The 21,965-nt window shown below is 69.7% G+C and carries 22 protein-coding genes; 8 read left to right on the top strand and 14 right to left on the bottom strand.

What is annotated here, in order from left to right; all coding sequences use genetic code 11:
- The first annotated feature begins 174 nt into the window (after nt 1-174).
- Nucleotides 175-1,074, top strand: a complete 900-nt coding sequence (locus ACSQ4M_RS29595) for a LysR family transcriptional regulator (protein WP_436192954.1) — start codon at nt 175-177, stop codon at nt 1,072-1,074.
- Here ACSQ4M_RS29595 and ACSQ4M_RS29590 read toward each other — a convergent pair whose 3' ends face one another.
- From ACSQ4M_RS29590 to ACSQ4M_RS29570, 5 genes are all read right to left on the bottom strand, one after another.
- Entirely contained in the window at nt 1,075-1,908 is an 834-nt protein-coding gene (locus ACSQ4M_RS29590) for a zinc-dependent peptidase (RefSeq protein WP_436192953.1), read from the bottom strand.
- Nucleotides 1,905-2,717 (bottom strand): UDP-2,3-diacylglucosamine diphosphatase, encoded by an 813-nt coding sequence (locus ACSQ4M_RS29585; protein WP_436192952.1) that lies wholly within the window; start codon nt 2,715-2,717, stop codon nt 1,905-1,907. The genes ACSQ4M_RS29590 and ACSQ4M_RS29585 overlap by 4 nt, the downstream gene beginning before the upstream one ends.
- Nucleotides 2,717-3,223 (bottom strand): peptidylprolyl isomerase, encoded by a 507-nt coding sequence (locus tag ACSQ4M_RS29580; RefSeq protein ID WP_436192951.1) that lies wholly within the window; start codon nt 3,221-3,223, stop codon nt 2,717-2,719. The genes ACSQ4M_RS29585 and ACSQ4M_RS29580 overlap by 1 nt, the downstream gene beginning before the upstream one ends.
- A gap of 1 nt (nt 3,224) precedes the next feature.
- Entirely contained in the window at nt 3,225-3,815 is a 591-nt protein-coding gene (locus ACSQ4M_RS29575) for a peptidylprolyl isomerase (protein WP_436192950.1), read from the bottom strand.
- A gap of 69 nt (nt 3,816-3,884) precedes the next feature.
- The gene (locus tag ACSQ4M_RS29570; RefSeq protein WP_436192949.1) at nt 3,885-4,457 is read right to left on the bottom strand and encodes a tetratricopeptide repeat protein; all 573 of its coding nucleotides are present in this window, start codon (nt 4,455-4,457) and stop codon (nt 3,885-3,887) included.
- 185 nt (nt 4,458-4,642) lie between these two features.
- On the opposite strand from ACSQ4M_RS29570, the gene cysS reads away from it, so the two are divergent.
- Genes cysS through ACSQ4M_RS29545 form a run of 5 tightly spaced genes read left to right on the top strand, consistent with a single transcriptional unit; the run spans nt 4,643 to nt 8,973 of the window.
- The gene (cysS, locus tag ACSQ4M_RS29565; RefSeq protein WP_436192948.1) at nt 4,643-6,046 is read left to right on the top strand and encodes a cysteine--tRNA ligase; all 1,404 of its coding nucleotides are present in this window, start codon (nt 4,643-4,645) and stop codon (nt 6,044-6,046) included.
- A gap of 45 nt (nt 6,047-6,091) precedes the next feature.
- Nucleotides 6,092-6,757: a DNA-3-methyladenine glycosylase family protein gene (locus ACSQ4M_RS29560; RefSeq protein ID WP_436192947.1), complete on the top strand. Its 666-nt coding sequence runs from the start codon at nt 6,092-6,094 to the stop codon at nt 6,755-6,757.
- A 20-nt stretch (nt 6,758-6,777) separates the two neighbouring features.
- Entirely contained in the window at nt 6,778-7,752 is a 975-nt protein-coding gene (locus ACSQ4M_RS29555; RefSeq protein ID WP_436192946.1) for an acetyl-CoA carboxylase carboxyltransferase subunit alpha, read from the top strand.
- Nucleotides 7,753-7,760: 8 nt separating this feature from the next.
- Nucleotides 7,761-8,423, top strand: coding sequence for a histidine phosphatase family protein (locus tag ACSQ4M_RS29550; RefSeq protein WP_436192945.1), 663 nt, complete (start codon nt 7,761-7,763; stop codon nt 8,421-8,423).
- Nucleotides 8,424-8,433: 10 nt separating this feature from the next.
- The gene (locus ACSQ4M_RS29545; RefSeq protein WP_436192944.1) at nt 8,434-8,973 is read left to right on the top strand and encodes a methylated-DNA--[protein]-cysteine S-methyltransferase; all 540 of its coding nucleotides are present in this window, start codon (nt 8,434-8,436) and stop codon (nt 8,971-8,973) included.
- On the opposite strand, the gene ACSQ4M_RS29540 is transcribed toward ACSQ4M_RS29545, so the two are convergent.
- The 8 genes from ACSQ4M_RS29540 to ACSQ4M_RS29505 all read right to left on the bottom strand — a co-directional run bounded on the left by ACSQ4M_RS29540 (nt 8,974) and on the right by ACSQ4M_RS29505 (nt 17,845).
- Nucleotides 8,974-9,762: a crotonase/enoyl-CoA hydratase family protein gene (locus ACSQ4M_RS29540; protein ID WP_436192943.1), complete on the bottom strand. Its 789-nt coding sequence runs from the start codon at nt 9,760-9,762 to the stop codon at nt 8,974-8,976.
- A 14-nt stretch (nt 9,763-9,776) separates the two neighbouring features.
- Nucleotides 9,777-10,775 carry an acyl-CoA dehydrogenase family protein gene (locus ACSQ4M_RS29535; RefSeq protein ID WP_436192942.1) on the bottom strand — a complete coding sequence of 333 codons (999 nt, stop codon included), beginning with the start codon at nt 10,773-10,775 and terminating at the stop codon, nt 9,777-9,779.
- 16 nt (nt 10,776-10,791) lie between these two features.
- Entirely contained in the window at nt 10,792-11,946 is a 1,155-nt protein-coding gene (locus ACSQ4M_RS29530; protein ID WP_436192941.1) for an acyl-CoA dehydrogenase family protein, read from the bottom strand.
- Nucleotides 11,943-13,178, bottom strand: coding sequence for a CaiB/BaiF CoA transferase family protein (locus tag ACSQ4M_RS29525; RefSeq protein ID WP_436192940.1), 1,236 nt, complete (start codon nt 13,176-13,178; stop codon nt 11,943-11,945). Before ACSQ4M_RS29525 ends, ACSQ4M_RS29530 begins: the two co-directional genes overlap by 4 nt.
- A complete protein-coding gene (locus ACSQ4M_RS29520; RefSeq protein WP_436192939.1) occupies nt 13,175-14,143 on the bottom strand; it encodes a Bug family tripartite tricarboxylate transporter substrate binding protein in 969 nt (322 codons plus the stop codon). Before ACSQ4M_RS29520 ends, ACSQ4M_RS29525 begins: the two co-directional genes overlap by 4 nt.
- A gap of 113 nt (nt 14,144-14,256) precedes the next feature.
- On the bottom strand, nt 14,257-15,894 hold the full coding sequence (locus ACSQ4M_RS29515; protein WP_436192938.1) for a GMC family oxidoreductase: 1,638 nt from the start codon (nt 15,892-15,894) through the stop codon (nt 14,257-14,259).
- Nucleotides 15,891-16,433, bottom strand: coding sequence for a sugar dehydrogenase complex small subunit (locus tag ACSQ4M_RS29510; protein WP_436192937.1), 543 nt, complete (start codon nt 16,431-16,433; stop codon nt 15,891-15,893). The genes ACSQ4M_RS29515 and ACSQ4M_RS29510 overlap by 4 nt, the downstream gene beginning before the upstream one ends.
- A 14-nt stretch (nt 16,434-16,447) precedes the next feature.
- Complete coding sequence (locus ACSQ4M_RS29505) at nt 16,448-17,845, bottom strand: c-type cytochrome (RefSeq protein WP_436192936.1); 1,398 nt, start codon at nt 17,843-17,845, stop codon at nt 16,448-16,450.
- A gap of 392 nt (nt 17,846-18,237) precedes the next feature.
- Between ACSQ4M_RS29505 and ACSQ4M_RS29500 the strand changes: the two genes are divergently transcribed.
- Both ACSQ4M_RS29500 and ACSQ4M_RS29495 read left to right on the top strand, forming a co-directional pair.
- Nucleotides 18,238-18,486, top strand: coding sequence for a helix-turn-helix domain-containing protein (locus tag ACSQ4M_RS29500; protein ID WP_436192935.1), 249 nt, complete (start codon nt 18,238-18,240; stop codon nt 18,484-18,486).
- Nucleotides 18,487-18,567: 81 nt separating this feature from the next.
- Nucleotides 18,568-19,848, top strand: coding sequence for a M16 family metallopeptidase (locus tag ACSQ4M_RS29495; RefSeq protein ID WP_436194087.1), 1,281 nt, complete (start codon nt 18,568-18,570; stop codon nt 19,846-19,848).
- A 7-nt stretch (nt 19,849-19,855) separates the two neighbouring features.
- On the opposite strand, the gene ACSQ4M_RS29490 is transcribed toward ACSQ4M_RS29495, so the two are convergent.
- The gene (locus ACSQ4M_RS29490) at nt 19,856-21,958 is read right to left on the bottom strand and encodes an ATP-binding protein (protein WP_436192934.1); all 2,103 of its coding nucleotides are present in this window, start codon (nt 21,956-21,958) and stop codon (nt 19,856-19,858) included.
- Between the last annotated feature and the right edge of the window lie 7 nt (nt 21,959-21,965).

Raw genomic sequence — 21,965 nt, 5'->3', positions numbered from 1 at the left:
GCATACATAAAAAGGGTGATATCTTTTTGTTTAGTCACAAAACCGGGTGTATTCACCCGGAAACGTGATTTTTTTGTGTACTGCGTTGCAGCTTGCCCTTTAAGATTTGCTCATTCTGGTGCCGAATCGGGTCTTCCGAGCTGAGCCGAGCAAGTTGTTTCCTACAGGTGTGCGATGGACCGAATTTCCGCGATGCGTGTGTTCAGTGAAGTGGTAACGCGTGGCAGCTTCACGGCGGCCGCCAACACCTTGGGCATGTCCCGGGCCATGGTGACCCGGCACATCGGCGAACTGGAGCGATGGCTGGGCGCGCGCCTGTTGCAGCGTTCCACGCGCCGCCTGTCGCTCACCGAGGCGGGCGAAGCCTGCGTAGTGCGCAGCCGCCAGTTGCTCGAGCTCGTCAACGATGTGGAGCAGGTGGTCGGCCAGCGCGACACCGAGCCGCACGGCCAGATCCGCGTGCAGTGCAGCCCGGCATTCGGGCAGGCCTACCTGTCCGCCATCCTGGTCGACTATCTGGCCAGGTACCCGCGCACCAAGGTCGATCTGGTGCTCAGCGACCAGCCGCTCAATCTTGTCGATGAGCGCATCGACCTGGCGATCCGCATGACCAACGAGCTGGATCCGGCGCTGATCGCCAAGAAGCTGAGCACCTGCCGCGCCGTGCTCTGCTGCACGCCGGCCTACCTGGAAAAGAACGACGCGCCCAAGACGCCGGACGATCTCACCCAGCACAACTGCCTGTCCCATTCGCGTGTGGAGAAGAGCCAATGGAGCTTTTCGCGCCAGGGCGAGGAATGCCTGGTGCAGGTCTCGGGCAGCTTCAGCGCCAACGACACCATGAGTTTGGTGGAGGCGGTGCGCGCCGGTGGTGGCCTGGCCGTGCTGCCGAACTACGTGGTGGCGCCGATGCTGCGCGATGGTGAGCTGGTCAGCGTGTTGCCGGACTGGCATGCCGACGAACTGGGCATCTATGCGTTCTACATCTCGCGCCGCCACCAGCCAGCGAGCCTGCGCACGCTGCTCGATTTTCTGACCCAGCGCCTGGGCAACACGCCCCTGTGGGAACGCTGATCAACCTGGGCGGAAGAACGCGTCCAGCACGGGCAGCAAATTGGCGAAGTCCGCACTGAAGCGCGGCCGGTTCACGAAGTAGGCCTCGCAGGCCACCGCGAAGAATTCATCCAGGCTCTGGCTTCCATAGCTGTCCAGCCAGGGCATCTCCCCACCGAAGCGCTCGGCGACCACCACTTGGTCGCAGAACTGGGCGTAGGCGTCCTCCCAGACCTTGAGCCACTGCCGACGTGCCTGCGCGGCGCTGCGTGCACCCATGAAGCCGGGCGGCAGCGGAGGGCAGCCATCGGGTGCGCCATCGGCCATGTCCAATTTGTGCGCGAACTCGTGGATGACCACGTTGTAGCCCGCGTCCGCACTGTCGCTGGCTTCGCGCACGGCTTGCCAGCTCAGCATCACCGGCCCTTGGTCCATGGCCTCGCCAGCAAGCACCTCGTCGTAGGCATGGACAACGCCAGTCTCATCGACGGATTCGCGGCGCGCGACGACCTCACCGGGCTGCACCACGATGCCGACGAAGTCGGCATACCAGCGCAGCACCGAGCCGCGGCCCGGCGCACCGCCATCCGGGCGGGCTGTGAGGTGCAGCAAGGGAAGGCAGGCCTGTGCCGCGATGGCGATGGCCATGGGGTCGGTGACCTGCAGGCCGCCGGCACCGTGGAATTCCTTTTGGGCGAGGAACTCGGCGCTCAGCGCGCGCAGGCTCTGTTGCTCGTTGAGGGAGAGGGCCTGCAGGAAACCGTGGTCGGCCAGCACGGCCTGCCAGAGCGGATCGGGGATGGTCCGCGGCGCGCGCTGCCACCAGCGCAGCAGCCGACGCCAGCCACCGCTCATGCGGCGGGCGTGACGGCGATGCGCCGGGGCGCGGCGTCGATGGCCAGGCGCAGCAACTCCAGCCGCGGCGGCTGGGCGGTGGCCTCCCAGTCGCTCATGACGATGCGCGTGAGGCCTTCACCCAGGTCATGGTCGGCCGGCAAGTGGGTGTGGCCGTGGATGAGCGTGTCGCTCTGCGCGGCGCGCAGCCAGGCGCGGGCCGCTTCGGCATCGACGTCGGCATAGCCCAGTCCCTGGTCCTTGCGCTGTTCGCTGGCTTGGCGGATCTGGCGCGCCATCTGCCGGCGCATGGCCAGTGGGTGCTGCAGCGAGGCCTTTTGCCAAGCCGGGTTCTGCACCTGCAGGCGGAACTGCTGGTAGGCCACATCGTCCAGGCACAGTGCGTCACCGTGGCTCAGCAGCCAGCGGCGGCCGCCGAAGACCAGCACCGTGGGATCGTGCAGCAACTGCATGCCGGTGGCGGCCAGGCCCGCGGCGCCGAACAGGAAGTCGCGGTTGCCGTGCATGAAGTACACGGGGCGCTGCGCTGCCACGGAACGGATCACCTCGGCGCACTGGCGCTCGAACTGCCCGAGCGGGCTGTCGTCGCCCGCCGCCGGGTCCAGTGCATCGTCGCCGACCCAGACCTCGAACAGATCGCCGAGCATAAACAGCGCATCGGCTCGGCTCTGCGTGACGGCCTGCTGCCAGGCCGCGAACGTGGCCGGCTCTTCCGGGCGCAGGTGCACATCGGACAGCAGTTCGATGCTGCGCCAGTCGCCGGGCGCGACGAGCTCGGCGAATGTCGGCAGGGCCGGCCGCGGCTGCATTAGAGTGCGACGGCCTTTTCGATGACCAGGTCTTCGACCGGCACGTCGTCGTGGAAGCCCTTGCGGCCGGTCTTCACGGCCTTGAGCTTGTCGACGATGTCGGTGCCGCCCACGACCTTGCCGAACACGGCATAGCCCCAGCCCTGCGCCGAGGGCGCGGTGTGGTTCAGGAAGGCGTTGTCGACCACGTTGATGAAGAACTGGGCCGTGGCCGAGTGCGGGTCGTTGGTCCGCGCCATGGCCAAGGTGTACTTGTCGTTCTTCAGGCCGTTGTTGGCCTCGTTGTTGATCGGTGCGTCCGTGCCCTTTTGCTGCATGCCAGGCTCGAAACCACCGCCCTGGACCATGAAGCCCGGGATCACGCGGTGGAAGATCGTGTTGTCGTAGTGGCCCTTCTTGACGTAGGCCAGGAAGTTCTCGGCCGACTTGGGTGCCTTCTCGGCGTCCAGTTCGATCGTGATGACGCCGTAGTTGGCAATGTGCAGTTCGACTTGGGGTTGGCTCATGTCATTTCACCAGGGTTGCGGATTGGATGAGGATGGGCGTCTGTGGCACATCCGTGGGGAAGGGGCCGCCCGGGCCGGTCGGCGCGGCCTTGATCTTTTGTACCACGTCCATGCCGGCGACCACCTTGCCGAACACGGTGTAACCCCAACCCCGGGGCGTGGGCGCGGTGTGGTTGAGGAAGGCGTTGTCGTTGACGTTGATGAAGAACTGCGAAGTGGCCGAATGCGGCTCGCCCGTGCGCGCCATCGCGATGGTGTAGGTGTCGTTCTTCAGGCCGTTGCTGGCTTCGTTGGGGATCGGCGCGCGCGTCGGCTTTTCCTTGTAGTTCTGGTCGTAGCCGCCGCCCTGGGCCATGAAGTTCGGGATCACGCGGTGGAAGATGGTGCCGTCATAGTGCTTGTCGCGCACGTACTGCAGGAAGTTCTCCACCGTCTTGGGCGCCTTGTCGGGGTAGACCTCGACCGTGAAGCTGCCCAGGCTGGTCTTGAACAGTACGCGCGGCGCATCGGCGGCCTGGGTCAGCGGAGCAAGAGCGAGGCCGGCGCACAGCACGAGGGCGCGGCGCGACAACGGAAACAGGCGAGCGGTCATGGGGCGACTGGGTGGTTGGAAAAAGAGAGCACGCCGCAGGCCTGCGGCCCGGAGCGGTGGAGCGCGAACTTACTTGCCGGGCGCGCGCGGCTTGGTGGCCTGGGGTGCCAGCATGGTCGCCAGCGCGGCGACCTTCTGCGTGGCTTGCGGGTTGTTGGCCTGCAGTTGCAGCGAGCGGCCGTAGGACTGGCTGGCCAGCTTGGCGTACACATCGCCCAGGTTCTCGTGCGCGGTGGCGTAGTTCGGGTTCAAGCGGATCGCCATCTCCAGGGCCGTGCGCGCCTTGTCGTACTGGTTCTGGCCTGCGTACAGCACGGCCAGGTTGTTGTACGGCTCGGGCAGTTCGGGGAATTCCTGGGTGATCTGTGTGAGTGTCTCGACCGCTTCGTCGGGCTTGCCCTGCTCGGTCTGTACCACGCTCTTCAGGAAGCGCATCTGCGGGTCGCGTGGCTTGCCGGCCAGGTACTGCTCGACCTTGGCGCTGGCCTCGGCCAGCTTGCCGGTGCGCACCAGCTGGCCCACTTCGGCATACGGGTCGGCTTGTGCGATGGCCGCCTGGCCGACCCATGCCGCGCTGGCGATGGCGATGGCGCGCGCCAAATGCAGAGCGAAAGGCAGGATGCGGGACAGCGCTTGCTTCATAGAACCTCTTGCTCGATACGTAAAGACAGCCTGCGCACGCGGCTATAGAATGCCGGCGATTCTAGCCGAGGGGGGTGTGCGGCCCGGCGCAGCGCCAGTGCAGCCACTCCCGTGAAAGCGGGCCTTGACGGCCCTGTCGACTCCCCCAGGACGTCATCGAACGGTCCTGTGTTTTCCCGGATTCCATGAGCTTGCGCATCTACAACACGCTGACGCGTGCGTTGGACGTTTTTTCGCCGATCGAGCCCGGCCATGTCCGCATGTACGTCTGCGGCATGACCATCTACGACCTGTGCCATGTGGGCCACGCCCGCATGATGATGGCCTTCGACGTGGTGCAGCGCTGGTTGAAGTGCAGCGGCTTGCGCGTGACCTATGTGCGCAACATCACCGACATCGACGACAAGATCATCCGCCGCGCCGTCGAGCGCGGCATCACCATCCGTGCCTTGACCGACGAGATGACGGCCGCCATGCATGCCGACATCGGCGCCCTGGGCATCGAGCCGCCCACGCACGAGCCGCGCGCCACCGAGTACGTGGCGCAGATGCTGGGCCTGATCGAGACGCTGGAGGGCAAGGCCCTGGCCTACCGCGCGAACAGCGGTGACGTGAACTTCGCCGTGCGCAAGTTCCCGGGCTACGGCAAGCTGTCGGGCAAGTCGCTGGACGAACTGCGCGCCGGCGAGCGCGTGGCTGTGCTCGATGGCAAGGACGATCCGCTGGACTTCGTGCTCTGGAAAGCCGCCAAGCCCGAGGAGCCGGCCGATGCGCAATGGGACAGCCCCTTCGGCCGCGGCCGCCCCGGCTGGCACATCGAATGCTCGGCCATGAGCTGCGCGCTGTTGGGCGAGAGCTTCGACCTGCACGGCGGCGGTGCCGACCTGCAGTTCCCGCACCACGAGAACGAGATCGCCCAGAGCGAAGGCGCCAGCGGCAAGCCGCTCGCGCGCTTCTGGGTGCACAACGGCTTCGTGCGCGTGGACAACGAGAAGATGTCCAAGAGCCTGGGCAACTTCTTCACGATCCGCGAGGTCCTCAAGAAGTACGACGCCGAGACGCTGCGCTTCTTCATGGTGCGCACGCACTACCGCAGCCCGCTCAACTACAGCGACGCGCATCTGGACGACGCACGCAGCGCGCTGCGGCGCCTGTACACCGCACTGGAGTCCGTAGCACCGGCTGACGTGGCGATCGATTGGGCGCAGCCGCAGGCGGCCCGCTTCAAGGCCGCGATGGACGAGGACTTCGGGACGCCCGAGGCCGTGGCCGTGCTGTTCGACCTCGCCGCCGAGGTCAACCGCACGGGCTCCGCCGACACCGCAGGCCTGCTCAAAGTCCTGGCTGGCACACTGGGTCTGCTGCAAGGCGACCCCGTGGCGTTCAAGCAGTGGCGCGCAGCCGATGCCGGCGCCGGCGCAGCCGCAGGCCTGTCGCCCGACGCGATCGAAGCCGCCATTGCCGCCCGCGCCGCCGCCAAGGCGGCCCGGGATTTCGCCGAAGCCGACCGCATCCGCAAGAGCCTGCTGGAACAGGGCATCGTGCTCAAGGACAGCCCGACCGGCACCACCTGGGAGGCCGCGCAGTGATGCAAGCTCCCCAGACGCCGCGCGCTGGCGCGGCGAGGATGGCCCATGGCAGCTAGGGCACGCAAGATGGCCGACATGCCCGTGGTGCAGGTCTACACGCCGGAGTACTGGCAGGACGCCTGCCGCCACCTGGTGCGCAAGGACCGCGTCATGAAGCGCTTGATCCCGCAGTTCGGCGACGCCTGTCTGGAGACCCGCGGCGACGCCTTCATCACGCTGGCGCGCAGCATCATCGGCCAGCAGATCTCGGTCAAGGCCGCGCAGACCGTGTGGGACCGCTTCGCGCTGCTGCCGCGTGAGCTGACGCCGGCCAGCGTGCTCATGCTCAAGGTCGACGACATGCGCGCGGCCGGCCTGTCGGTGCGCAAGGTCGAATACCTGGTCGACCTGGCCCTGCACTTCGAATCCGGTGCGCTGCACGTGCGCGACTGGCATGCGATGGAGGACGAAGCCATCATCGCCGAGCTCGTCGCGATCCGCGGCATCGGCCGCTGGACCGCCGAGATGTTCCTGATCTTCCACCTGATGCGGCCCAACGTGCTGCCACTGGACGACATCGGACTCATCAACGGCGTGAGCCAGAACTACTTTTCCGGAGACCCGGTGAGCCGCAGCGATCTGCGTGAAGTGGCGGCCGCCTGGGCCCCCTTTGCCAGCGTGGCCACTTGGTATATTTGGCGATCACTCGACCCGCTGCCGGTCGGGTACTGAAGAACACTGAAGGAGCGGCTTTGCCCAAAAGAACCTTCCTCGATTTCGAACAGCCCATTGCGGACCTCGAAGCCAAGATCGAAGAGTTGCGCTATGTGCAGACCGAGTCCGCGGTCGACATCTCGGCCGAGATCGACCAGCTCGGCAAGAAGAGCCTGCAGCTCACCAAGGACATCTACGGCGTGCTGTCTCCGTGGCAGATCACCAAGATCGCGCGCCATGCCGAGCGGCCCTACACGCTCGACTACGTGGGCGAGATCTTCACCGACTTCGTCGAGATGCACGGCGACCGGCACTTCGCCGACGACCTGTCCATCGTCGGTGGGCTGGCGCGTTTCAACGGCCACGCCTGCATGGTGCTGGGCCACCAGAAGGGCCGCGACACCAAGGAACGTGCGTTGCGCAACTTCGGCATGACCAAGCCCGAGGGTTACCGCAAGGCCTTGCGGCTCATGAAGACGGCCGAGAAGTTCAAGCTGCCCGTGTTCACCTTCGTCGACACACCGGGCGCCTACCCGGGCATCGACGCCGAGGAGCGCGGCCAGTCCGAGGCCATCGGCCGCAACATCTTCGAGATGGCGCAGCTCGAGGTGCCCATCATCACCACCATCATCGGCGAGGGCGGCTCCGGCGGTGCGCTGGCCATCGCGGTCGCCGACCAGGTGCTGATGCTGCAGTACTCGATCTACTCGGTGATCAGCCCCGAAGGTTGTGCGTCCATCCTCTGGAAGACCTCCGACCGCGCGCAGGATGCCGCCGATGCGCTGGGCATCACGGCGCACCGGCTCAAGGCCCTGGGCCTGATCGACAAGATCGTCAACGAGCCTGTGGGCGGCGCGCACCGCGACCACAAGCAGATGGCGGCGTTTCTCAAGCGCGGGCTCAACGACGCGTTCCGCCAGGTCAGCGACCTCAAGGTCAAGGAACTGGTGGACCGGCGCTACGAGCGGCTGCAGAGCTACGGCCGCTTCAACGACACCAAGGCCGACAAGTAGGCCGCGGCATGTCGGCGACCGCCCCCCTGCATGTGAGCCGTGGTCTGGAACGCCTGCCGGTGCTGTGCGCCGCGGCGGGCTGCCAACTGCCCGACGGGCTGCAGTGCTTTTACTTCCTGCGGCACGGGCAGACGGCACGCAACGCGTTGCGCATCTTTCAGAGCATCGACGAGCCGCTCAACGCCACCGGCCTGGCCCAAGCCGAGCAGGCCGCCGTCCTGCTGGCCGAGGAACTGGCCGACAGCGATGGCGTGCACATCGTCTGCAGCGATGCGCCGCGCGCTTTGAGCACGGCACGCACGGTCGCGCGCCAGCTCGCGCGTGAAGAGCGCCTGCATGCGGGTCTGCGCGAGCGCCATTTCGGCGCGCTGATCGGCAGCTCGTCGGCCAACATCGACTGGGATTGCGCGCCCGAAGGCGGTGAGACCCTGGACCAGTTCGTCGACCGCACCCTGGCGGCCCTGGCCGAGGCCGTGGCCCATCCCGCGCCCGTGGTCGTCGTGGCCCATGGCGGCACGCTGCATGTGCTGGCCTGCGCGCTGGGCGTGGTGCTGGATGCGGCGCTGCTCGCCAACGCCACACCCTTGCGCTTCGACCGTGCCGGCGCGGGCTGGACCGTCACACGGCTCGGCACTGCTGCCACGGCGGATGCCGTGCCCAATCTGGCCTGAGCCCTTGGCGATGGCCACCGCTGGCCTGTACCTGTTCGACACGGCCATCGGCCGCTGCGGCATCGGCTGGGGTCTGCGTGGCATCGCCTCTGTCCAGTTGCCCGACCGCAGCGAAGCGCGCCTGCTGGCCCGGCTGCGCCAGCGCCTGCCCGATGCCCCGATCGCGCTGCCGCCCGAGGCCGTGCGCATCGCCGCCGAGCGCACCACCGCGCTGCTGGCCGGTGCATCGGACGACCTGCTGGACATCGTGCTCGACATGGAAGGCGTCGCACCCTTCCACCAGCGCGTCTACGCGCGCGCCCGCGCGATCCCGCCGGGCCGCACCATCACCTACGGCGAACTCGCGGCCGACATCGGCGAGCCCGGTGCCGCGCGCGCGGTCGGCCAGGCCCTGGGCCTCAATCCCTTCGCGCCCATCGTGCCCTGCCACCGCATCCTCGCGGCCGGCACGCGCTCGGGCGGCTTCTCGGCGCCCGGCGGCGTGGACACCAAGCTGCGCATGCTGTTGGCCGAGCACGCCGCGTTCGGCGCGCCCGGCCTGTTCGACTGATCAGCTGAACTTCGGCGCGCGCTTTTCCATGAAGGCGCGCACGGCTTCCTCGTGGTCTGCCGTCTTGTGCGCGATGGCCTGGTAGCCGGCCGACATCTCCAGCAAGGACTCCAGCGTGCTGTTCTGGCCTTCGCGCAGCAGCCGCTTGGTCATGCGCAGCACGCCGCCCGGGTTGGCCGCGATCTTGGCCGCCAGCGCGCGCGCCTCGGCCATGAGTGCCTCGGCCGGCACCACGCGCGACACCAGCCCGCAGGCCAGCGCCTGCTGCGCATTGAGCGCCTCGCCCGTGAACGCCATCTCGGCCGCCTTGGACATGCCGACCGCGCGCGGCAGCAGCCAGGCGCCGCCGTCGCCCGGCACGATGCCGACCTTCACGAAGCTCTCGGCGAAGGTGGCGTTTTCCGAGGCGATGCGGATGTCGCACATGCAGCTCAGGTCCAGCCCGGCGCCGATGGCCGGGCCGTTGACGGCGCAGATGGTCGGCACGTCCAGGTTGTAGAGCGCCTTGGGGATGCGCTGGATGCCGTTGCGGTATTCCTCGCGGATCACCTCGGGCGACAAGGTGTCGCCGAAGAAGCGCTGCATGTCCTTGACGTTGCCGCCCGAGCTGAACACGGGGCCGGTGCCCGTGATGACCACGACGCGCACCGAGGGGTCGCGGCGGATCGCGTCGCAGGCCTGCACGAACTCGTCGACGGCGGTGTTGCCGGTCAGCGCGTTGCGCGTTTCCGGCTGGTTCATGGTCAGGGTCAGGATGGCGCCATCGCGCTCGGTGGTCAGGAAGCTCATGGTGGTCTCGCGGTTCAGTGGGCGGTGGTGGCGGCGCGGATCGTATCGAGCACGAGGGCGTTGCCGCTGTCCAGGTGGTGACGGCCGGCCACGCCGTGCCAGTACGACTCGCTGCCAGCCGCCTGGCGCCAGGCGTGCAGACGGCGCGTGAAGAGTTGCAGATCGAACTCGGCCGTGAAGCCGATGGCGCCGTGGATGGCGTGGGCCATGCCGGCCACTTCCAGCGCGGCTTCGCTGGTGCGCGCCTTGGCGATGGCGACGTGCAGCGCTTCGGGCACCAGTTTGTTGGCGCGGCAGCCCAGCTGTGCGGCCGTGCGCGCGGCGAACACGTGCTCGGCCATGACTGCCAGTTGGTGCTGGATCGCCTGGAACTTGCCGATGGGCCGGCCGAACTGCTGGCGTTCGTTGGCGTAGGCCAGCGTGCGGTCGAAAGCCGCGCGCAGGGCACCGGCCAGCTGGGCGGCGTAGAGGGCGGCTTGCAGCAGGCGCAGTTCCCTGGTGTCGCCCTGGACGGGCGTGCCGGCTTCCCAGGCCTGCGCAGGCCAGCGCAGCGCCACGTCGAGCACGAAGCCGGCAGGCAAGGCCTGGGCGGTGGCCACGGGCAGCAGGCGCAGCGCAGCGCCGCGCGCGACCAGCACCTGGTCTGCCACGCGGCCCGTGCGCACGAGCGGGCAGACCACCTCACCGCCGCCGACTTCGGCCTCGGCGAACACGCAGCTGCCGCGCGGCACGGCGACACCGGCGCGCGCCAGCCAGCCGCGCGCGAGCACGGTCTCGCCCAGCGGGACGGGCAGAGCGTGCGTGCCGCACAGGCGCAGCACGCCGAACACCTCTTGCAGCGCAAGGCCTGCGCCGCCCTGGGCCTCGGGCACGAGCGCGTCGGCGAAGCCGGCGTCCTCGATGGCCTGCCAGAGCGTGTGGTGGTCGCCGCCGGCCTCGATGGCGCGCACGGCGTCGGGGGTGGATAGGTCGCGCAGCAGCTGCGCGACCGCGTCGGAAAACAGATCGTCCATGGTGTCTGGTCCTTTTTCAGCGCAGGCCCAGGCCGCGCGCGATCATGCCGCGCAGGATCTCGCGCGTGCCGCCGCGCAGCGAGAACGAGGGTGCGACCTGGGTGACGTAATCCAGCGTGTGCAGCAGGCCCAGCGGCACGCTGCCCTCGGGGCGTGAGAACAGGTCGTCGGCGATGGCCGCCGGGATCAACTGCTCCACGCCTGTGCCCAGGTCCTTGACCAGGGCGGCCTCGACCAGCGGGCTCTCGCCGCGCGTGAGCTTCTCGGTCACGGCCACCGACATCGCGCGCAGCGGTGCCAGTGCGCAGACGATGCGGCCGGCCAGGCGCTCGGCCTCGGGCGTGCGGCCGGCCTGGCGCACCCAGGCCGCCCACTGGTCGAACAGCACGATGCTGGAGAACAGCCGCTCGGGCCCGCTGCGCTCGAAGGCCAGCTCGGCATTGACCTGCTCCCAGCCCTTGCCTTCGGCGCCGACCAGCGCACCATGGTCCAGCTGCACGTCGTCGAAGAACACCTCGCAGAAATGCGCGTCGCCTGATTGGTCGGTGATGGGCCGTACACGCACGCCCGGCGCCTTGAGGTCCACGATCAGTTGCGACAGGCCCTTCTGCCGGTCCTCTGCGGTGCCCGAGGTGCGCACCAGCGCGATCATGTGGCTGCAGTGGTGGGCGTTGGTGGTCCAGATCTTCTGGCCGTTGAGCAGCCAGCCGCCCTCGTTGGGCGTGGCGCGCGTGCGCACGCTGGCCAGGTCCGAGCCCGCGCCGGGCTCGCTCATGCCGATGCAGAAGTAGGACTCGCCGCGGCAGATCGGCGGCACGTAGCGCTGCTTCTGTGCCTCGGTGCCGTAGCGCAGGATCAGCGGCGCGCTCTGGCGGTCGGCGATCCAGTGCGAGCCCACGGGCGCGCCCCAGTTCAGGAACTCTTCGACCAGCACGTAGCGCGCGAAGGCGCTGCGCCCGCCACCGCCGTAGGCCGGCGGCAGCGTGATGCCGAGCCATCCCTGGGCGCCCAGCTTGCGGCTGAATTCCGGGTCGTAGCCGCTCCAGGACTTGGCGCGCACATGGGCCGGCACGTCCTTCAGGGCCTCGGCCAGGAAGGCGCGCACGGGGGCGCGCAGGGCCTCGTCTTCGGGTGGGATTTCTGTCAGGGCCAGGGAATCAAGTGCGCTCATCCCAACGCTCCTTTGCTGTGCAGTGCATCGATGTCCTCGTCGTTCATCTTCAGGATGTCGTGCAGCACCGCGCGTGTGTGCTGGCCCAACTGCGGCGGGGCCTCGCGGTACTGCACCGGGGTGTCTGACATCCTGATGGGGTTGGCGACCAGCGCCACCTCGGCGCCGGCCGCGTGCGGCATGGCCATCTGCAGGCCGCGTGCGCGCACCTGCGGATCGGCGAACACGTCGGCGATGCTGTTGATCGGGCCGCAGGGCACGCCAGCCTTCTCCAGCAGCGCGATCCAGTCGGCCGTGGTGCGCTGCACGGTCGCCGAGCGCAGCAGCGTGATCAACGCCTCGCGGTGTTGCAGCCGGTCGGTGTTGTGCACGAAACGCGGGTCGCTCGCCCATTCGGGGTGGCCGGCCGCGGCGCAGAAGCGCGCGTACTGGCCGTCGTTGCCCGTGGCCAGGATCATGTGGCCGTCGGCCGTCGGGAAGTCCTGGTAGGGCACGGTGTTGGGATGGGCGTTGCCCATGCGCTGTGGCGGCTGGCCGCTGTGCAGGTAGTTCATGGCCTGGTTGCCAAGGCAGGCTACGCCCACGTCGAGCAGCGCGAGGTCGATGTACTGCCCGCGGCCCGTGCGCGCACGCGCGTGCAGCGCGGCCTGGATGGCGTTGGCCGCGTACAGGCCGGTCAGGATGTCGGTCAGCGCCACGCCCACCTTCATGGGGCCGGCGCCGGGCGCGCCGTCGGGCTGGCCCGTGATGCTCATGAGCCCGCCCATGCCCTGGATCAGGAAGTCGTAGCCCGCGCGCTGCGCATAGGGGCCGGTCTGGCCGAAGCCCGTGATGGAGCAGTAGACCAGGCGCGGGTTCAGCGCCGACAGCGTGGCCCAGTCCAGCCCGTATTGGGCCAGGCTGCCGGTCTTGAAGTTCTCGACCAGCACGTCGCTGTGTTGCGCAAGCTCCTGCAGCAGCCGCTGGCCCGCGGGCGTCTGCATGTCCACCGTGATCGAGCGCTTGTTGCGGTTGGTGCAGAGGTAGTAGGCCGCGTCCGTGGTCGGCTCGCCCTGGCCGTTGCGCACGAAGGGCGGGCCCCAGGTGCGCGTGTCGTCGCCGCTGCCTGGGCGCTCGACCTTGACGACCTCGGCGCCCAGGTCGCCGAGCAGCTGTGCGGCCCAGGGGCCGGCCAGCACGCGCGAGAGGTCCAGCACGCGGATGCCGGCGAGGGCGCCTTGCGCCTGCGTCATTGCAGCTCGACCTTGGCCTGTGCCGCGATGCGCTTCCACAGCCGGATCTCCTCGGCCTGGAAGGCGCGCATTTCCTGCGGCCCGCCCTGCATGACCTCGGCGCCGATGCGCTCGTAGAAGGCGCGCGTCTCGGGCAGGCGTTCGATCTGCGTCAGCAGCGCGGCCAGCTTGTCGGCCTCGGCCTTGGGCGTCTTGGCCGACACCATGGCGCCGACCCAGGTGTAGGCCGTGAAGCCCGGCAGGCCGGCCTCGGTCGCGGTCGTGACCTCGGGCAAGGCCACGGTGCGCTTGTCGGAGGCCACGGCCAGCGCGCGGATGCGGCCGCTCTTGACCATCTCCTGCGCGCTCGTCATCTCGGCGAAAGCCAGGTCCACGGTGCCGCCGGCCACGGCCGCCACGGCCTCGTTGGCGCCCTTGAAGGGCACGTGCGTGGTCTGCACCCTGGCCGCGTCGTTGAACAGCTCGGCCATGAGCTGGTAGCCGGCCGAGCCTGCGCCGTAGTTCAGTGCCGTGGGCCTGGCCTTGGCCGCGGCGGTCAGGTCCGCCAGGCTCTTGTGCGGCGAGCTGCCCGGCACGATCAGCAGCGCGGGCGAGCGCATCATCATGCTGAGCGGCGCGAAGTCGGTGACCGGGTCGTAGGGCAGGGACTTGAACAGCGCCACGTTGACGGCCAGCGTGGAGTTGCTGCCCACGAACACCGTGTAGCCGTCGGCCGGTGCCGCCAGCACAGCTTGCACGGCAATGAAGCCGTTGGCGCCGGCCTTGTTCTCCACCACCACGGGCTGGCCCGTCAGCTCAGAGAGCTTCTTGCCGAAGTAGCGGGCCGAGGTGTCAGTGCCGCTGCCGGGCGGGAAGGGCACGACGAGCTTGATCGGCTTGTGCGGGAAGTCCTGGGCCTGGGCGGGCACGCTGGCCAGGCAGGTCAGGGCGGCAGCGAGGCCCAACAGGGCGCGGCGGTGCGGCATGCACTTGTCTCCATCGTTGTTGATGGGACAAGACCATAGCGCCGCTCCGATAGGGCGTCCAATACCGATTTGGGTCAGTCTGATACGGGGATCGAATCAGACCGGTGAGCCGCTCAGATCTCCTTGAGCAACTGGTCGGCGATGCGCACGCTGAGCGCGGCGCCCGTCAGCGTGGGGTTCATGCACGAGGCCGACGACATCACGCTGGTGCCGGCGATGAACAGGTTGGGGTGGTCGTGCGTGCGGCAGTCGCGGTCCACCACCGAGTCCTTGGGGTCGTTGCCCATGATGGTCGTGCCCATGATGTGCTGGCGGTCCTGGTGGCCCAGGTCCATCTTGAGGATCTCGGCGTTCATGAGCCCGGCCATGCGCTGCAGGTCGGGCACGGCGAAGTCGCGGCCGGCGTTCCAGTAGTCGTTGACGCTGTAGTAGATCTCGGGCACGGGCAGGCCGATCGCGTCGCGCTTCGTTCTGCTCGGCACGACGCGGTTCTGCGGCAGCGGCTCGGTCTCGAAGTCCACGGCCACGTTCAGCGAGCGCGCCGACTGGCGGCGGATCTCGGCGTCCAGCTTGCTGCCGAACACGCCCTTGTCGATCAGGCCGGCGGCGATCTGCGAGGTCGGCACGGTGTTGCGGAACTTGGTCTTGTAGCTCGGGATGTCCTTGCGGAACGGGCCGTCGCGCCAGTTGAGGTAGACCAGCAGCTCGGTCGGGCCCTGGCCCGGCCACACGTCCTCGCCCATCATGATGTTCATGCTGATGCCGGTGTGGCCCATCAGGTTGCGGCCGACCTGGTCGGAGGAGTTGGCGATGCCGTTCGGGTACTTTTCCGAGGTCGACATCAGCAGCAGCTTGGGGCTCTCGATGCCGTAGGCGGCCAGCACGAACTGGCGTGCCGTGAGCCGGTGCGAACTGCCGTCGGGCTTCTTGTACTGCACGGCCGTGATCCTGCCGTCGTCGCCGGCCTCGATCTTGTCGACCACGGCGTTCTCGCGCAGCTGGGCGCCAGCGCGCTCGGCCTCGTCGATGTGCATGGAGCCGTCGTACTTGGCGCCGATCGGGCAGACCGGGTTGCAGTTGTTGTTGCCGGCGCAGACCGGGCGGTTGTTCCAGGGGCGGCTGGCGCGGCCGTGCGGTTCGATCACGGGGTTGTAGCCGCCGGGCCTCAGCATCTCGGCCACGCGCTGCATGAAGTAGGGCTCGTTCAGGCCCTTCATCGGGAAGGGCTTGGAGCGCGGCGGGTGCGCCGCGCCGCCATGCCCGCTCTCGTCCTGGCCGTCCACGCCCGAGACGCCGAGCTCGAACTCGGCCTCGTTGTAGTAGTGCTCCAGCTCGTCGTAGCCGATCGGCCAGTCGCGGCCGCGGCCGTACAGCGTGCGCAGCTTGAAGTCGTTCGGGATCATGCGCCACAGCGCCGAGCCGAAGTGCCAGGTCGTGCCGCCGACCACGCGCAAATACTTGGTCGGGTACTTCACGGGGCCCACCTGCTGCAGGTAGTCGCCGTAGGTGGACGGGATGTGCGGCGGGTTCGGGAACGGCGAGCCGCTGCCCTGGGCCTTCATGTTGGCCAGCGAGAGCTTGACCGGCGCGTTGCGGTAGGTCTCGACGATCTCGGCGCGCTTCACACGGGGACCGGCTTCCAGGATGATGACCGACTTGCCGGCCTTGGCCAGGCGCGCGGCGACGATGCCGCCGCAGACGCCGGAGCCGATCACGATCACGTCGGCGTCGAATTGGCTGCTGTTGTTCATGTCTTGCTTTCGGTCTGCGGCTTTTTTCCCCAGGTGTCGGGGCCGGAGCCGTAGCTCGGGATGTCCAGGATGCCGCGCGTGGGGCGGTACATCAGTGCGTTGGCGTAGGCCACCAGTTCGGTGCTCTTGTCGTCGCCGACGATGCCCAAGTACCAGGCCGAGACGATGCGCTGCAAGGTGCCGCGCAGCGGGCCGTCGGCCAGAGCCGGCTGCTCCAGCAGCGCGTCCACGTGGGCGGCCTGGCTGCTGTCCACCAGGCGCAGCAGGTCCTGTGCGGCCGCGTCGAAGGCCGGGTCGCGCTTGACCAGGACGGCCTGGTAGCGGGCAGCCAGGGCCGCGTCCAGCGGCTGGCCGCCGGTCAGGAACTGCGACAGGCGCTGGAAGTCGGCCGCGGCCAGGCCGGTCGCGGATCCCTGGGCCTGCACGGCGGCGGGAACGGACAGGGCCGCAAGGCCCAGCGCGGCGCCGGCCGCGGCAGCGGTCTCGAGCAGGGCGCGCCGCGACAGCAGCGGGCCGTGGAGGATGTGTTCTTTGGTCATGGGGCTCCTTGTTCTCAACGGCTGGCGCGGCGGCGCAGCACCAGCACCACGGCCAGCAGCACCAGCGCCGCCAGCACCACGAGGCCGGGTAGCACGAAGGGCTGGGCCTGCACGATCAGCGGCTTGGCGCCGCCCGCGCGCGCCACGCGCACCTGCGTGGCATCCACGCGCACGGCGCTGCCGCCGTACTGCGCCAGCACGTAGTTGCTGAGGTCGGCGATCTCCTGGTCACTGAGGCGGTCGGTGAAGGAGGCCGTGTCGCCGAAGGCCGGCATGAACTGCGGCCTGCCGTCCACGGTGCGGCTCACGCCGTGCAGCACGGTGGCGATCAGGTTGTCGGCGCGGTCCGCGCCCGTCACCGAGTTGTGGAACAGCGCGGGGTAGGCGCCGTTGCCCGTGCCCTGGCCGTTGGCCTGGTGGCAGGCCGCGCAGCTGCCGCTGAAGATGCGCCAGCCGGCGTCGACCGTGGCCTGGCCGCGCTGGTCGAACTCGCTGCGCGAAGCCTGGCCGCGGTCGAAGCGCGTGGGCGCGCCGGCCTGCTCGGCGCCGACGGGCGGCGTCTGTTTGAGGTAGGCCGCGATGGCCTTCAGGTCCGACGCGGGCAGGTGCTGCAGGCTGTGCTCGATGGCCTCGGCCATGGGACCGGCGGCCTGGGCCTTGTGGTCGATGTGGCCGGTGCGCAGGTATTGCACGAGTTCGGCCTCGGTCCAGCCGCCGATGCCGTGCTGCGGGTCCGACGTGATGTTGGGCGCGTACCAGGGGCCGACCGCGCCACCGGCCAGATGCCGGTCGCCGATCCGCTCGGCCATCAGCGCGTTGCGCGGCGTGTGGCAGGTGGAGCAGTGGGCCAGGGCCTCGGCCAGGTAGGCGCCGCGGTTGACTTCGGTGGTTTTGGCCGCGTCGGGCGTGAAGCGCTGGTCCTTGAGGAACAGCGCGTTCCAGGCGGCCATCGAGGCGCGCACGCTGAACGGAAAGGGCAGCTGCGTGGCCGGCGTGGCGGTATCCACCGGCTTCACACCTTCCATGAAGTAGCTGTAGAGCGCCTGGGTGTCTTCGTCGCTGATCTGCGTGTAGGCCGTGTAGGGCATGGCCGGATACAGGTGGGCGCCGTCGGCGCGCACGCCCTGGCGCAGCGCGGCGCTGAACTGCGCCAGCGTGTAGTTGCCGATGCCGTGCGTCTTGGACGGCGTGATGTTGGTCGCGTAGATCGCGCCCAGCGGCGAATCGATGGCGTAGCCGCCCGCGAACGGCGCGCCGCCCTTGGGGGCGGTGTGGCAGGCCACGCAGTCGGCCGCGATGGCCAGCTGGCGGCCGCGCTCGACCAGCGTGGTGGCGGGCGCGGTGTCGGCGGCAATGGCCGAGGCACCGGCCAGCGCCAGCAACAGGGCGGCTGCGGTCTGGTTCAGCGGCATGCGCGGCGTCCCTCGGGCTGGGGGCGGTGGGGATGCGCGGTGCATGCTGGCGCATGGCCGCAGGGCGCGGGAAGGGAATGGTGCATGCTGCTCCTGGCGTTCTCGTCGTGGGTGCGCGCGCCGAGGCGGGCCGCGCCCGCCAGAGCGTCGGAACCGCAGCGGCCTGCCTGGCCGGTGTTGACGGGAATCGATGCCGGCCTGTGGCGCACGCGGTGCGGCCAGGCCATGGTGGGGGGCGGGCCCGTTCGAGCGGGCGCTGTCGCGGTCGGGATGTTCGATGGGCGGGGTTTCGGCCGGATTTCAGCGTGGGGGCCTGGATTTCAGCTGTAACCGTCGGGCCGGCGAGCACCCGCGTTCGAAGCCGGCCGGCGTCGCGCGGCGACAATCCTTGGATGACCCAAGGCAAGCGCATTTCCACAGACATCGGCGACGACGCCTTGCAGAGCATCCGCGCCCTGGGCGCGGCCGCCAAGGCGGCGCGGCTGGCGGCGGGCGAAGGCCAGGCCGCTGCGGCAGCGCGCCTGGGCGTGCATGTGCAGACCATCGGCCGCGTCGAGGCGGGCGAGCCCGGCGTGTCCATCGGGCACATGGTCGGCCTGCTGGCGCTCTATGGCGTGGCGGTCCGGCCGCAGGAGCGCTGAGCCGTGCTGCGCGATGCGAATGCGGCAGGCGCCGCGGTGCTGCGCACGCTCGCCAATGGCGTGCGCCTGCTCGCGGTGCCGATGCCGCATGTGCAAAGCGTCAGCGTGGGCGTCTTCCTGCGGGTCGGCTCCCGCGACGAGACGCCGGCCACCAACGGCATCAGCCATGTGCTGGAGCACATGGCGTTCAAGGGCACCGCGACACGCTCCGTGCAGGCGATCAACCTGGATGCCGAACGGCTGGGCGCCGAAGTCAACGCGTTCACCGGCAAGGACGCCACGGCCTATTTCATGACGGGCCTGGGCCGGCATGCCGACCAGCTGCTGCGCATGACGGCCGACATCGTGCTGAACAGCAGCTTTCCCGCGCACGAGTTGCAGCGCGAGCTGGAGGTGATCCGCCAGGAGGCCATCGAGTACGACGAGGACCCGCAGGACAGCGCCGACGACCTGCTCGACCGTGCCATCTGGGGCGAGGCCTCCATGGGCATGCCCGTGATCGGCACCATCGCCAACATCGAAGGCTTTTCGCGCAGCGACCTGGTGCGCCACGTGCAATCGCACTACGTCGCTGAGAAGACGGTCGTCGCTGCGGCCGGCAACTTCGACGTCGCGGCCTGGATGGCGCTCGCCGGGACGCTGTTCGGTGCGATGCCGTCGGCGCACGGTCCCTCGGCGGCCAGGCCGCCGGCGCCCGCCGCCTATGTCGGCCAGGCCCTGGCGCGGCGCTTCACGCAGGTCTCGCAGGTGTTCCTGAACATCGCCTATCCGGTCGTGCCTGCGCCGCTGGATGCGGTGGTGCAGCAGCGCTGGCGCCTGGTGGCTGCGGTGGCCGCCAACCTGTTCGGCGGCGGGATGTCGTCGCCGCTGGTCGACACCATCCGGGAGAAGCTCGGCCTGGCCTACACGGCCGATGCCACGATCGACAAGGGGGACGTCTGGGCCAACTTCGTCGTGAACGCCGTGACCACACCCGACAAGCTGGACGCACTGGTCGCGGCCACGGGCGATCTGCTGCGTGCACAGGCGGCTGCGGTCGACCCTGTGCACCTGGAGCGGGCCAAGAACCAGCTGACCGTGTCGCGCGTGCGCGCCGCGGAACGTACCTACGCCACGATGGAGCAGGCCGTGGAAGAACTGCAGGCCAGCGGAACCGTGCTGCCCATGGCCCAGGCGCTGGCCATGGTCGAGGACATCGGCGCGGACGAGGTGCGCGCCGTCTTCGAACGCATGCTGGCCCATGCGCCTGCGCTGGCGATCACGGGCAAGGGGGTGACCGCCCGCAGCGCGCGCCAGCTGGCTGCGCGCCTGGCGCCACCGGGCTCGGGGCGGGTCGCGCCCGCAGCGGCGGCGGCGCCGTAGCCGGCTTTCACTGGCGCCTGGTGTCCGGCACGGACGACCGGTCTCCCGCGCGCAATGCGTCGGCCAGCGCCGTTGCCAGCGCGTGCCGCGCCACCGGCTTGGGCAGCACGGCGTGCACACCGGCCAGGCGTGCGCGCTGGGCCAGTGCGGCGTCGGCCTGGCCGCTCATGAGCAGCACGGGCAGGCCGGGCCGCTGCGTGCGCAGGCGCCGGGCCAGCGCGCTGCCCGACAGGCCGGGCAGCGTTTCGTCGCTGAGCACCGCGTCGAAGCGCTCAGGCGCGGCCGCGAAGGCTGCGAGCGCCTGCTCGGCGCTGGTGTAGCCGACCGGCTCGTAGCCCAGCTCGGCCAGCGTTTCCTCGGTCAGTTCGACCAGCGCGCGCTCGTCGTCGACGACCAGGATGCAGCGGCCCTGGCCGTCGGCCGGCTCCAGGGCGGGCGCTGGAGCCGGCGCCGCGCAATCGCCGTGGCGCGGCAACCAGACCGCGATGCGCGTGCCGGCGCCGGGCGCCGACTGCACATCGATCGCGCCGCCCATGCCCAGCACGATGCCATGCGCGACGGCCATGCCCAGGCCCGTGCCCTGGCCGGGCCGCTTGGTCGTGAAGAAGGGCTCGAACATGCGCGCCTGCACGGTTGCCGGGATGCCCGGACCGTCGTCCCGCACCGTCAGGCGCACATGGGGGCCGGCACGCAGTTCGCCGTGCGAAAGTTCGCGCGCCTGCGGCAGGTCCAGCCGCTCCAGCGTGAGCGCCACGGTGCCGGTTTCGCCCACTGCCTGGATGGCGTTGGTGGCCAGGTTCATGGCCACGCGGTAGAGCTGCGTGGCGTCGCCCAGCACGGCGCTGTCGCCGGCTTCCAGCCGCGGCGCGAGCTGCACGCCGGGTGGCGCGGTCTCGGCCAGCAGCGCGGCCAGTTCGGCCAGCAGGCTTTGCACATGCACGGGGCGTGGCTCGGCGGTGCCGCTGCGGCTGAAGTCCAGGATGCCCTGCACGAGCTGGCGCGCGCGCTGCCCGCCCTCGACCGCGCGGTCGATGTGGCGGCGCAGTGCGCTGCCGGGCGGTGCCTCCTGCTGCGCCATGTCGCCGAATCCCAGGATGGCGCCCAGGATGTTGTTGAAGTCGTGCGCGATGCCGCCGGCCAGCCGGCCCAGGGACTCCATGCGCGCGGTCTCCTGCAACCGCCGTTCAAGACGCTCACGTTCGCGCAGCTGGCGCAGCAGCACGGCGATGGCCAGGGCGACCAGCATGGCCAGGGCCAGCACGCGCGCCGCAGCGCTGCGCATTTCCTCATGCCAGGGCTGCAGTGCCGTGTCGCGTTCGCGCGTGATGGCCAGGCTCAAAGGCAGCGCGCCGACCGGTACCACGGCGGCCAGCTGCACGCGGCCGTCGGCCGGATCGGTCCAGGGCTGGACCGCAGGACCCTGCAGCCGCGCCAGCGTGTCCGGCATGTGGGCCATGGCGGCGCCCGCTGGCAGCTGCACCAGCACGCTGCCATCGGATTGGGCCAGCAGCAGCCGGCTGCCCGCGCCGAGGGCGATCGCCGCATAGGCGGCCTGCAAGGCATCGAGGTTCACGGTGGCCGCCACCACGCCGTCGAAACCGCTGTCCGTTCGCGCCAGCCGGCGCGACACCACGACGGCCGACTGGCCTTCGGTGCGCGCGAGCAGGGGGCCGTCGATGACCAGGCCCGCCTGCGGGTCGTCGCGCTGGCGGCGGAAGTAGGCGCGCGCCGAGGTGTCGGTCAGCGGCCGGCCGGCGGCGCGCGAACGGTGCGTCTGCTGCCCGTCGGCCGCGACGATGGCCAGCACGCTGACCTGCGGCGCACCGGCCGCGCGCGCGTCCAGGCCGGCGTTGACGGCCGCCACATCCGCCGGGCGGGGCAGGGCCTCGTACCAGATCGCGGTGTCGCGCAGCAGCACGTCCACGGCCTGCAGGTTGCGTGCGGCCTCGCCGGCCAGCGCACGGGCCAGGTTGCCCATCTCGCGCGCGTTGAGGTCCAGCACCTGCTGGTGCAGCCGCCAGCCGTCCCAGGCGGCCGAGCCCGCGAAGGCCGCGACCAGCACCAGGCCGCCGGCCACGATGCCGCGGCGCAGCCGCACGCCGGACTTCATGGGGTCC

This window comes from Pseudorhodoferax sp. LjRoot39, from assembly GCF_964253035.1.
GTDB lineage: Bacteria > Pseudomonadota > Gammaproteobacteria > Burkholderiales > Burkholderiaceae_C > Pseudorhodoferax.
The sequence above is the reverse complement of the archived record's forward strand: the minus strand, read 5'-3'. Positions and strand labels throughout refer to the sequence as shown.